General features: G+C 39.3%; 8 protein-coding genes. All 8 read left to right on the top strand.

The annotated features are described in order from the left end of the window. Positions 1-81 precede the first annotated feature (81 nt). The 8 genes from tsf to CJZ72_RS13405 all read left to right on the top strand — a co-directional run bounded on the left by tsf (position 82) and on the right by CJZ72_RS13405 (position 12,469). On the top strand, positions 82-963 hold the full coding sequence (tsf, locus tag CJZ72_RS13445; RefSeq protein WP_081134988.1) for a translation elongation factor Ts: 882 nt from the start codon (positions 82-84) through the stop codon (positions 961-963). Between the two features lie 221 nt (positions 964-1,184). After that, the gene (pyrH, locus tag CJZ72_RS13440; RefSeq protein WP_005875937.1) at positions 1,185-1,907 is read left to right on the top strand and encodes a UMP kinase; all 723 of its coding nucleotides are present in this window, start codon (positions 1,185-1,187) and stop codon (positions 1,905-1,907) included. Positions 1,908-1,909: 2 nt separating this feature from the next. Further along, positions 1,910-2,467: a ribosome recycling factor gene (frr, locus tag CJZ72_RS13435; RefSeq protein ID WP_005875935.1), complete on the top strand. Its 558-nt coding sequence runs from the start codon at positions 1,910-1,912 to the stop codon at positions 2,465-2,467. A gap of 345 nt (positions 2,468-2,812) precedes the next feature. Beyond that, entirely contained in the window at positions 2,813-3,622 is an 810-nt protein-coding gene (locus tag CJZ72_RS13430) for an isoprenyl transferase (RefSeq protein WP_005875933.1), read from the top strand. Then, on the top strand, positions 3,619-4,419 hold the full coding sequence (locus CJZ72_RS13425; RefSeq protein ID WP_005875931.1) for a phosphatidate cytidylyltransferase: 801 nt from the start codon (positions 3,619-3,621) through the stop codon (positions 4,417-4,419). The genes CJZ72_RS13430 and CJZ72_RS13425 overlap by 4 nt, the downstream gene beginning before the upstream one ends. Positions 4,420-4,665: 246 nt before the next feature. After that, entirely contained in the window at positions 4,666-5,934 is a 1,269-nt protein-coding gene (rseP, locus tag CJZ72_RS13420; protein ID WP_005875929.1) for an RIP metalloprotease RseP, read from the top strand. A 67-nt stretch (positions 5,935-6,001) separates the two neighbouring features. Beyond that, a complete protein-coding gene (locus CJZ72_RS13415; protein ID WP_005875927.1) occupies positions 6,002-7,705 on the top strand; it encodes a proline--tRNA ligase in 1,704 nt (567 codons plus the stop codon). A gap of 411 nt (positions 7,706-8,116) precedes the next feature. After that, positions 8,117-12,469, top strand: a complete 4,353-nt coding sequence (locus CJZ72_RS13405) for a PolC-type DNA polymerase III (protein ID WP_081134997.1) — start codon at positions 8,117-8,119, stop codon at positions 12,467-12,469. The last annotated feature ends 70 nt before the right edge of the window (positions 12,470-12,539 follow it).

The following is a 12,539-nucleotide window of genomic DNA, read 5'->3' as shown; positions in this document are numbered from 1 at the left end:
CTGTTTCAAAGGCTAGGCGACAAGCCTCACTCTCCTTTGAAACAGCTTTTTTTAAAAAGAAAATACAGGAGGATACAAAAAATGGCAGACGTAACAGCTAAAATGGTAAAAGAACTACGCGAAATGACAGGCGTAGGTATGATGGATGCGAAAAGAGCATTAGTTGAAGTAGAAGGCGACATGGAAAAAGCAGTTGATCTTTTACGTGAAAAAGGAATGGCTAAAGCAGCGAAGAAAAATGACCGTATCGCAGCAGAAGGTCTAGCTTCAGTAGCAGTGAAAGGTAACACTGCTGCAATCGTTGAAGTAAACTCAGAAACTGACTTTGTTTCTAAAAATGAAATGTTCCAAGATTTAGTAAAAGAAATCGCTGAACTTGTTGCAGAAAACAAACCTGCAGACATGGATGCAGCTATGAAAATCAAAACAGAAAAAGGAACAATCGAATCTGATTTGATTGAAGCAACGCAAGTTATCGGTGAAAAAATCAGCTTCCGTCGTTTCGAAGTTGTTGAAAAAGATGACAATGCAGCATTCGGTGGCTACTTACACATGGGCGGACGTATCGCTGTATTAACTGTTTTGGAAGGTACAACTGACGAAACTGTTGCCAGAGATGTAGCAATGCACGTAGCAGCTATCAACCCTCGTTACGTAAACGAAACTCAAATCCCAGAAGAAGAATTAGAACATGAAAAAACTGTTCTTACTGAACAAGCACTTAACGAAGGCAAACCTGCAAAAATCGTTGAAAAAATGGTTGAAGGCCGCTTGAAGAAATTCAAAGCAGAAATCGCATTGGTTGACCAACCTTTCGTTAAAGATCCTGATATGACTGTTGAAAAATATGTTGCATCTAAAGGTGCTACTGTGAAAACATTCGTACGTTTCGAAGTCGGCGAAGGTATCGAAAAACGCGAAGACAACTTTGTAGAAGAAGTAATGAGTCAAGTGAAAAAATAATTCACAAGAGTTATTTAGCGTCTGTTCTCTAAACATCAAAGCTTTTCAAGAATCGTTCTTGGAAGCTGATGTTTAGAAACAACGCTTAGCTGAAATTTAACAAGGAGCAGCGACGTATGTCACAGCTCTTTTTTTTAGGCATAGAAAGAAAATGCTCGACTTTAGTGGCTAAATTATCTGGATATGGTAAAATAGCAATAGAAAATATTGGAGGAATGAACATGGTCACACCGAAATATCAGCGTGTAGTCTTAAAATTAAGTGGAGAAGCTTTAGCTGGAGATGAAGGGTTTGGTATTAAACCGCCAGTCATCAAAGAAATTATCCAAGAAATCAAAGAGGTGCACGAACTAGGCGTTGAAATGGCAATCGTTGTTGGTGGCGGTAATATTTGGCGCGGACAAATCGGTGCTCAAATGGGGATGGAACGTGCTCAAGCAGATTACATGGGTATGCTGGCAACGGTGATGAATGCCTTAGCATTACAAGACACGTTAGAAAATGTTGGTGTACCAACGCGTGTACAAACTTCAATCGAAATGCGCCAGATCGCGGAACCTTATATCCGCAGAAAAGCAGAACGTCATTTAGAAAAGGGACGGATCGTCATTTTTGCAGGTGGCACAGGGAATCCTTACTTTTCAACAGATACTACAGCAGCACTAAGAGCAGCTGAGATCGGAGCTGACGTTATTTTAATGGCTAAAAACAATGTTGATGGTGTTTATTCAGCCGATCCAAAAGTGGATGCCAACGCAGTTAAATTTGAAGAACTGACTCATTTAGAAGTTATCTCAAAAGGATTGCAAGTGATGGATTCAACTGCCAGCTCATTGAGCATGGACAATGATATTCCGCTACTTGTCTTCAATTTGAATGAACATGGAAATATCCGACGCGCTATCTTAGGCGAAAATATCGGAACTACAGTTAGGGGGAAATAAAAATGGCAGATGCAATTATGACAGAAGCAAAAGAAAAAATGCATAAAGCAGCACAAAATCTACAACGTGAATTAGGACAGATCCGTGCAGGACGTGCCAATGCAAGCTTATTGGACCGTATCACTGTAAATTATTACGGGGTACCTACACCACTAAACCAAATGGCTTCTATCCAAATTCCAGAAGCACGCATTTTGATGATCACACCATTTGATAAAAGTATTCTTCAAGATGTAGAAAAAGCAATAATGACAAGTGATATCGGCATCAGCCCAACAAATGATGGGAATGTGATCCGTTTAGTGATTCCACAATTAACAGAAGAACGTCGTAAAGAATTAGCGAAGGACGTAAAAAAAGAAGCAGAAAATGCAAAAATCGCTGTACGTAATATTCGTCGTGACGCAATTGATGAATATAAAAAACAACAAAAAAATGGAGACATCACAGAAGATGATCTACGTGGTCTAGAAAAAGAAGTACAGACCTTGACTGACAATAGTATCAAAGAAGTAGATAAAATCGCTGCTGAAAAAGAAAAAGAACTATTAGAAGTTTAAGCGTTATTTAAAAATCAATCGATGTTTTTTTAACTAAGAGTCTCTTGATCAGTGTATCGATCAGAAAGTAGAAAAAGCTGGTTCATCTCGCCAATAGTGAAAGCTGTTAACGAGAGGAATCAGCTTTCTTTTTGAAGTTGTGGCACTACTCAATAGGAAGTGTCAAAAAAGAGAAGCTTTGATAAGAGAAGTGGCTTCTTTATTTTACTAATAGCAATCAAAAGTTAAAAAAATGAAAAATCTTAGTGAAAAAAAGAAAAAAAACCGCTAGACCGTAGGAAATGACTATATATATTGCTATAATAGCAGAGATAGTGGTAATTTTTTAGTATAGGAGGAAAAAGAATGTTACGTTTTTTTCCGCAAAAAAACAAATATATTCAAGAAAAAAGTGAGCTTCGTTTCAATAGTGATGGCCCAATTCCGCAACACATAGCAATCATTATGGATGGCAATGGGCGATGGGCACAAAACCGACGATTGCCTCGTGTGGCTGGACATAAAGAAGGTATGGAAACAGTAAAAAAAGTAACGAAACAAGCTTCCAGATTAGGTGTCAAAGTATTGACTCTTTATGCGTTCTCCACAGAAAACTGGAAAAGGCCCAAGGATGAAGTAAGCTTTTTGATGCAGCTTCCCGTTGACTTCTTTGACACATTCGTACCGGAGCTGATCAAGGAAAATGTGAAGGTCCATGTGATGGGGTATGAAGATCTATTACCTGAACATACACAGGATGCAGTGAAACGTGCGATCGAACAAACAAAAGACAATACAGGGATGGTACTCAACTTTGCTTTGAACTACGGAAGTAGAGCGGAAATCGTGACGGCAGTAAAAGCAATTGCTACTGAAGTCAGAAATGAAGAAAAATCAATTGAAGAGATCGATGATACACTGATTGCTGAACATCTCATGACGGGTTTTTTACCAACTGAACTTCGAGATCCTGAACTTGTCATTCGGACAAGCGGAGAAGAAAGAATCAGCAACTTTTTACTTTGGCAACTTGCTTATAGTGAATTGTACTTTACCAAAGCATTATGGCCTGATTTTGATGGAGCACATCTAGAAGAGGCGATTGCTTCATTTCAAAATAGAGATCGTCGTTTTGGCGGTGTGAAAAACAAGGAGAAAGAAGGAGATCAGTCATGAGACAACGAGTGATCACTGCTGTCGTAGCATTGGCGTTATTTATCCCGATTCTTTGGCTAGGAGGCCTGGCTGTTGAATTAGTAGCAGCTCTATTAGCTGTTATCGGAGTATATGAGTTGTTTAGGATGAAAGGATTGACATTATTAAGTTTTGAAGGGATATTAGCAGCGATTGGCGCAGTTGTTTTAGTATTACCTAAAGAACGTTGGTTTTTCTTTTTATCAGAAGGTACAGATACATTTATGTTGTTTTATCTGATTGTGATGATCTTATTAGGCACCGCAGTCATTTCCAAAAATACGTATACGATAGATGAAGCTGGCTTTCCAGTAATCGTGAGTTTATATGTTGGGATGGGCTTCCAGAATTTTGTCAATGCGCGGACAGAAGGACTACCTGTTTTGCTGTTTGGTCTGTTCATTGTTTGGGCAACTGACATCGGTGCCTATATGGTCGGACGAAAATACGGAAAGCATAAATTAAGTCCAGATGTCTCACCGAACAAAACCATTGAAGGCGCATTAGGCGGTATTGGGAGTGCTTTAGTAGTTGCTATTCTTTACTTTTTACTCTATCCGTCGACTGAATTGTTTGGCCATGGACTATTTGTCATGTTGTTGTTAACGATCCTGTTATCGATTGTTGGCCAGTTTGGTGATCTAGTCGAATCATCGATCAAACGACACTATGATGTAAAAGATTCTGGCAATATTTTACCGGGGCATGGGGGAATCTTAGACCGATTCGATAGTCTGTTGTTCGTCTTTCCGATCATGCATTTATTTGGATTAATTTAATAAGAGGATATGGGTCTTTGCTTTAGTTTTAGATACAAATCGTTTTTAGAAACCTAGTTACTGTAGATGATGTGACTAGTTGATAAGAGCGAAGTGGTTATTTTAATAAACTAAAAGCAAAGGCCGATTTTTTCTCTATAACTCACTGATACTATTGGTGAACAGCTGATAATATGGTAAAATTAAAGTGTTTTATTTATCAAGAGTTTCAATGTTAAAGGAAAAACGTGTAAAGGAGAATGCAAAATGAAAACAATTATCACATTTATTATTGTCTTCGGTATTTTGGTCATTGTACATGAGTTTGGACATTTCTTCTTTGCGAAACGATCAGGAATTCTCGTTCGTGAGTTTGCTATTGGAATGGGTCCGAAAATCTATGGACACCAAGCAAAGGACGGAACTACCTATACATTGCGTTTATTGCCGATCGGCGGTTATGTGAGAATGGCAGGAAACGGAGACGATGAAACAGAAATGGCCCCTGGAATGCCGTTATCTCTTTTGTTAAATTCTGATGGTATCGTGGAGAAAATCAATGTAAGCAAAAAAGTGCAACTGCCCAATGGGATTCCATTAGAATTGATCGCATACGATCTTGAAGACGACTTAACGATCACAGGTTATGTGAATGGAGATGAAACACAGGAAGTCACCTATCACGTCGAACACGATGCGTCCATCATTGAAGCGGACGGTACAGAGATCCGAATTGCGCCTAGAGATGTTCAATTCCAGTCAGCGAAATTATGGCAACGGATGCTGACTAATTTCGCTGGGCCGATGAATAATTTTATTTTAGCGATCCTGTTGTTCATTATCCTTGCGTTCATGCAAGGTGGCGTGCAAGTAACGGATACCAATCAAATTGGAAAAGTCTTGCCGAATGGCGCAGCCGCAGCTGCTGGGTTGAAAGAAAATGATGAAATAGTATCGATTGATGGCAAGTCTGTTCATTCATGGAACGATTTGACGTCAGAGATCACCGAAAATCCTGGAAAAAAATTAGATGTTGAAGTAAGACGTGACGGCAAAACACAGCAGCTTGACGTAACACCGAAAGCAGTTGAAGCCAATGGGAAAGAAGTCGGCCAACTAGGGATTCAAGCACCAATGAAGACTGGCTTTTTGGATAAAATAGTTGGTGGAGCCCGTCGAGCATTCAGTAGTTCAATGGAGATATTCAAAGCGTTAGGCTCATTGTTCACAGGCTTTAGCTTAGATAAATTAGGTGGACCCGTGATGATGTTCCAGCTTTCTTCTGAAGCTGCTAATCAAGGTGTGATGACTGTCATTAGCTTGATGGCCCTGCTTTCTATGAATCTAGGAATCGTTAATTTACTGCCGATTCCTGCATTAGATGGTGGGAAAATCGTCTTGAACATCTTTGAAGGTGTGAGAGGAAAACCTCTCAGTCAAGAAAAAGAAGGCTTTATCACTTTGGCAGGATTTGGGTTATTGATGCTATTGATGGTATTGGTCACTTGGAATGATATTCAACGATTCTTTTTCTAAAAAAGTTGACAAATAGGGTATAATTACAAACGATAGATTATTATTGAGGAATAGAGGAGTATATAGAATGAGACAATCAAAAATGTTGATTCCTACGTTAAGAGAGGTTCCAAATGATGCAGAAGTATTAAGTCATCAAATTTTATTGAGAGCTGGATACATTCGTCAAGTATCTGCAGGAATCTACTCTTATTTACCACTAGCAAATCGTGTGTTAGAAAAACTAAAAGCGATCATGCGAGAAGAATTTGAAAAGATCGGCGCAGTTGAAATGTTGATGCCGGCGATTTTACCAGCAGAATTGTGGGAAGAATCCGGTCGTTATGAAACATATGGCCCAAACTTGTATCGTCTGAATGATCGTAATGATCGTAAAATGATCTTAGGCCCAACACATGAAGAAACATTTACTGATTTGATTCGTAATGAAATCAATTCATATAAAAAATTACCATTGAATCTTTATCAGATCCAAACAAAATACCGAGATGAAAAACGTCCTCGTTTCGGTTTATTACGTGGTCGGGAATTCATCATGAAAGATGCTTACTCATTCCATGCTTCTGAAGAAAGTCTAGATGAAGCGTACAAAGACTACGAAAAAGCTTATACTGAAATCTTTAAACGCTGTGGACTTGAATTCCGAGCAATCATCGGTGACGGTGGTGCAATGGGCGGGAAAGATTCAAAAGAGTTCATGGCAATATCAGAAATCGGTGAAGATACGATCTGTTATTCAACTGAAAGTGATTATGCAGCAAACTTAGAAATGGCGACGAGTTATTATGTTTCTAAAAAATCCCATGAAACGCAACTTGAACTGGAAAAGAAAGCTACACCTGATGTTAAAACAATTGAAGAAGTAGCAGCTTTCTTTGAGACAGAACCACAAAAAATCATCAAATCTGTTTTGTTCATGGCGGATGAAGAACCTGTACTTGTGCTAGTTCGCGGAGATCATGAAGTGAATGATGTCAAATTGAAGAACTTCTTAGGCGTTGACTTCCTAGAAGAAGCAACAGAAGAAGATGCAACGAAATTTTTAGGTGCTGATTTTGGTTCTGTTGGTCCAGTGGGCATATCAGAAGATGTGAAGGTCTATGCTGACCGACATGTCCAAGACCTTGCAAATGCCATTACTGGTGCTAATGAAACAGGTTATCATTATATCAATGTCAATCCAGAAAGAGATTTTACAGTCCTTTCGTATGAAGATCTGCGTTTTGTGCAAGAAGGTGATCCATCTCCAGACAATAATGGTGTGTTGGCCTTTACTCGCGGAATCGAGATCGGACACATCTTCAAGTTAGGCACGCGCTACAGTGAGTCAATGGGAGCAACTGTTTTAGATGAGAATGGTCGTGAAAAATTTGTGATCATGGGTTGCTATGGAATCGGCGTCAGTCGTTTACTTTCTGCAATCGTTGAACAAAATTCTGATGAAAATGGCATCAATTGGCCAAAAGGGATTGCACCATTCGATCTGCATGTCGTTCAAATGAATCTGAAAGACGAAAATCAAACAAACTTGACAAACGAAGTGGAGCAAGCGATGACAAAAGCCGGCTACCAAGTATTGGTCGATGACCGCAACGAACGTGCAGGTGTGAAATTCGCAGATTCCGATTTGATCGGATGTCCAATCAGAATCACGATCGGTAAAAAAGCAGTTGATGGGATCGTAGAAGTGAAAATCAAGAAAACAGGTGAAATGGTTGAAGTCCGTAAGGAAGAATTAGCCAATACACTACCAATCTTATTAAATCAATAAATGATAAACGAAGAGATTGAGATAAAAGTCATTTAGGCTTGAGAAATTGGAGAAAAAACGAACAATACGTTTTTTGTATTGCTCGTTTTTTTTGAAATTTCCGAAAAACCTGAATTTTGGACTTTTGTTTATTCGAGAGTCTATAGCAAAACTTATTTTTAGATTTGTCCCACATTCTCTAAACCCGAGTAAACGGCGGAAAAGAAGTAGTCTCTTAGAAGAAGTCAAAATTCTCAAAAATTTGAAAAAGCAGTTTTCATCGATTTTTTCTTGTTCTTTTAGGTACCCCACTTTTGTCATCCTTATTTTTTAATGTAAAATCAATAAAAAACGAGTATACTAGATAGTACTGAAAAAAGAAGAGAACAAAAAAGCTTTTTAATTGTTTCTCATCAGAAAGGGCGTATGGTTTTGTCAGAAAAACGAGAGTTATTTGAAAAACTACTGGAACAGATCCAACTGGAAGAAGCGGATAAACAGCATCCTCTGATTTCTTCTGGCGAAGTGGAACGAGTAGTCGTTCATCGTAAATCACGCTTATGGGAATTTACGCTACACTTTTCTCAAATTTTACCGATCATGCTTTATCGTTCGTTAGTGCAACATGTGACATTGGCCTTTCATGATATTGCACAAGTAAAACTAAATATAAAGGCAGAAAATCAACAATTTGACGAACAGTTGTTACAAGATTATTGGGCACAAGCATTGGAAAGCCAACAATGTGATACACCTCTTGCACAACAAGTCTTAAAAACACAAGTTCCAATACTAAAGGAACATAAAATCATCTTGCCTGTCGATAGTACTGGCGCACTCAGCTATTTGAAGCAACAATATTTGCCATTAGTAGAGTCTTTATTTGTCAGCTACGGATTTCCTAAATTTAGGATCGAGCCAGAAGTAGACGAGCAACAAGCAGAACGTGTGTTAAAACTGTTTGAAGAACGGAAACAAGAACAAGCAGAAGCCTTTATGAAGCAAGCGGCAGAAAGCTTGATCGTCCATGAACAAAAGAAAAAAGAAAAGAAAGAGCAGTTGCCTGCTTTAGACGGACCAATCCAATTGGGACGAAATATTCCTATGGATGAACCAACTACACCAATGGTAAATATTGTAGAAGAAGAGCGTCGTGTGACATTAGAAGGGTATGTATTTGATAAAGAAGTACGTGAGCTTCGCTCAAAACGAAAAATCTTAACCTTGAAAATCACTGATTATACGTCGTCCTTCATCGTCAAAAAATTCTCAAACAATGAAAAAGATGAACAAATATTTGAAGCAATCAGCACAGGTAGTTGGTTGAAAGTCAGAGGGAGTATCCAAGAAGATACCTTTGTTCGTGACTTAGTGATGAATGCACAGGATATCGTAGAAGTGAAACATGCTCCACGAAAAGATTATGCGCCAGAAGGTGAAAAACGAGTAGAGTTACATGTCCATAGTAAAATGAGTACGATGGACGCAACAAATAACATTTCGGATATCGTGGCTCAAGCAGGAAAATGGGGTCATCGTGCCATTGCCATTACGGATCATGGCGGCGCACAGGCATTTCCTGAAGCACATAGCGCAGGGAAAAAAGCTGGTGTGAAAATTTTGTATGGGGTAGAAGCAAATGTTGTGGATGATGGCGTGCCGATCGCCTACAATGATGTGCATGAATCCTTAAGTGAAGGAACCTATGTAGTATTTGACGTGGAAACAACGGGGCTATCTGCTGTTTACGATACGATCATCGAACTAGCTGCGGTTAAGATGTACAAAGGAAATGTGATTGCTAGTTTTGATGAATTCATCGATCCAGGCCATCCACTTTCACGAACAACTGTTGATTTGACAGGGATTACCGATGAAATGGTACGTGGTTCAAAATCGGAAGAAGAAGTCTTACGGCTATTTCTTGAATTCTCAAAAGATACCATACTTGTAGCGCATAATGCGGCGTTTGATATGGGATTTTTAAATACAAGCTATGCAAAATATGGCATACCAGAAGCGCCTAATCCCGTAATCGATACGTTAGAGTTAGCTCGCTATCTCTATCCTCAATTCAAACGTTTCGGGTTGGGTGTACTGTCTAAGAAATTTGGTGTCAGTCTGGAACAACATCACCGGGCGATTTATGATGCAGAAGCTACTGGTCATCTTGCATGGATCTTTATCAAAGAAGCGATGGAAAACCATGACATGTTTTACCACGACCAACTGAATGCACATATCGGGGAAGGAGACTCCTATAAACGAGCAAGACCTTTCCATGCAACGTTACTTGCGAAAAACCAAGACGGGTTAAAGGATCTGTTCAAACTGATCTCGATGTCTAACGTGGAATATTTTGAACGTGTCCCACGAATCCCACGGTCACAATTAAACAAGTTACGTGATAACCTATTGATTGGCTCTGCTTGTGATAAAGGCGAAATCTTTGAAGCGATGATGCAAAAAGGAGTCGAAGAGGCAAGAAATCGTGCGAAGTTTTATGATTATATCGAAGTGATGCCAAAAGCAGTCTATGCACCTTTGCTAGAACAAGAATTAGTAAAAAATGAACGTGATCTAGAGGAAATTATTCAAAACTTAGTTGAAATAGGGAAGTCATTAGATAAAATAGTGGTGGCAACAGGGAATGTCCATTACTTAAATGAAGAAGATGCGGTTTATCGTAAAATCTTGATCAATTCAATGGGAGGAGCCAATCCATTGAACCGTCACAGTCTACCTGATGTCCATTTTCGAACAACAGATGAGATGTTGACAGCTTTTAACTTCTTAGGCGAGTCTCTTGCAAAAGAGATCGTTGTAGAAAATACAAATAAAATCGCAGATAGCTGTGAAGAAGTCATTCCTGTGAAAGATGAACTTTACACACCGAAAATCCCTGGTTCTGAAGAAGAAATCTCTGAATTGAGTTATACCAAAGCCAAACAATTGTATGGTGATCCTTTACCAGAGATCATTCAAAAACGTTTGGAAAAGGAATTGAATTCGATTAACGGGAATGGGTTCTCCGTTATCTATCTGATTGCTCAAAAGCTCGTACACAAAAGTAATGAAGATGGCTATTTAGTTGGTTCGCGTGGATCGGTAGGCTCAAGTTTTGTTGCGACGATGACTGGGATCACCGAAGTTAATCCTTTAGCCCCACATTATTATTGTCCAGAATGTCAGTATTCTGAATTCTATGAGGATGGGACATATGGTTCTGGGTTCGATATGCCTGAGAAAAAATGTCCAAAATGTGGTGCTCGATTGAACAAAGATGGACATGATATTCCTTTTGAAACGTTCTTAGGATTTCATGGTGATAAAGTACCCGATATCGATTTGAACTTTTCGGGAGACTATCAAGCAGAAGCCCATAATTATACGAAAGTATTATTTGGAGAAGAATATGTTTATCGTGCTGGAACAATTGGTACGGTGGCAGATAAAACGGCTTATGGCTTTGTTAAGGGCTACGAAAGAGACCATAATCTGCAATTTCGAAGTGCAGAAGTCGATCGCTTAGCTAAAGGAGCCACTGGAGTCAAACGAACGACTGGTCAGCATCCAGGGGGGATCATCGTTATTCCTGATTACATGGATGTTTATGATTTCACCCCCATCCAATTTCCAGCAGATGATCAAAATTCTGAATGGAAAACGACCCACTTTGATTTCCACTCGATCCATGATAATGTATTGAAACTTGATATTCTTGGACATGATGACCCGACTGTTATTCGGATGCTCCAAGATCTATCTGGGATCGATCCACAAACGATCCCTACAGATGATCCAGAAGTGATGCGGATATTTGCCGGACCGGAAGTCTTGAACGTGACACAAGAACAAATCAACTCTAAAACAGGTACACTAGGTATCCCCGAATTCGGGACTCGTTTTGTTCGTGGGATGTTGGAAGAAACCCATCCAACCACTTTCGCTGAATTACTGCAAATCTCTGGACTCTCTCATGGGACAGATGTTTGGCTTGGAAATGCGGAAGAATTGATCAAACGTGGGGATGCGACACTAGCGGAAGTAATTGGTTGTCGGGATGACATCATGGTCTATCTGATCCATGCCGGATTAGACAGTGGGATGGCATTTAAAATCATGGAAACAGTGCGTAAGGGACTGTGGAACAAAATCCCAGATGAACTTCGTGAGACATATTTAAATGCGATGAAAGAAAACAATGTACCAGATTGGTATATTGATTCTTGTTCAAAAATCAAGTACATGTTCCCGAAAGCCCATGCGGCTGCGTATGTATTGATGGCATTACGTGTAGCGTATTTTAAAGTATATTTCCCTATTCTGTATTATTGTGCGTACTTCTCTGTTCGTGCCGATGATTTTGATCTTGTTTCCATGTGCAAAGGAAAAGATGCAGTCAAACAAGCCATGAAAGAGATCACAGACAAAGGAATGGATGCCTCTGTGAAAGAAAAAAATCAATTGACAGTACTTGAATTGGCCAATGAAATGTTAGAACGTGGCTTTAAATTCGGGATGATCGATTTGTATAAATCAGATGCGGTCAATTTTGTAATCGAAGGAGATACATTGATTGCGCCATTTCGTGCTGTACCAAGTTTAGGTACCAACGTGGCAAAACAGATTGTCGAAGCAAGGAAAGATGGTCCGTTCTTATCAAAAGAAGATCTGGCTACACGAGGAAAAGTATCCAAGACTTTGATTGAATATATGAATGATAATGGCGTATTAAAAGACCTTCCTGACGAAAATCAATTGTCGCTTTTTGATATGTTATAGTAGGCAACAGCGAGCTTGCTTGTCATTTCAGAGAAATTATGGTATAGTTATTTATAGGTAATGATACTAA

The sequence above is a fragment of the Enterococcus durans genome (assembly GCF_002277935.1).
In the GTDB taxonomy this organism is placed as follows: domain Bacteria; phylum Bacillota; class Bacilli; order Lactobacillales; family Enterococcaceae; genus Enterococcus_B; species Enterococcus_B durans.
This window is presented reverse-complemented; position numbering and strand designations above follow the sequence as displayed.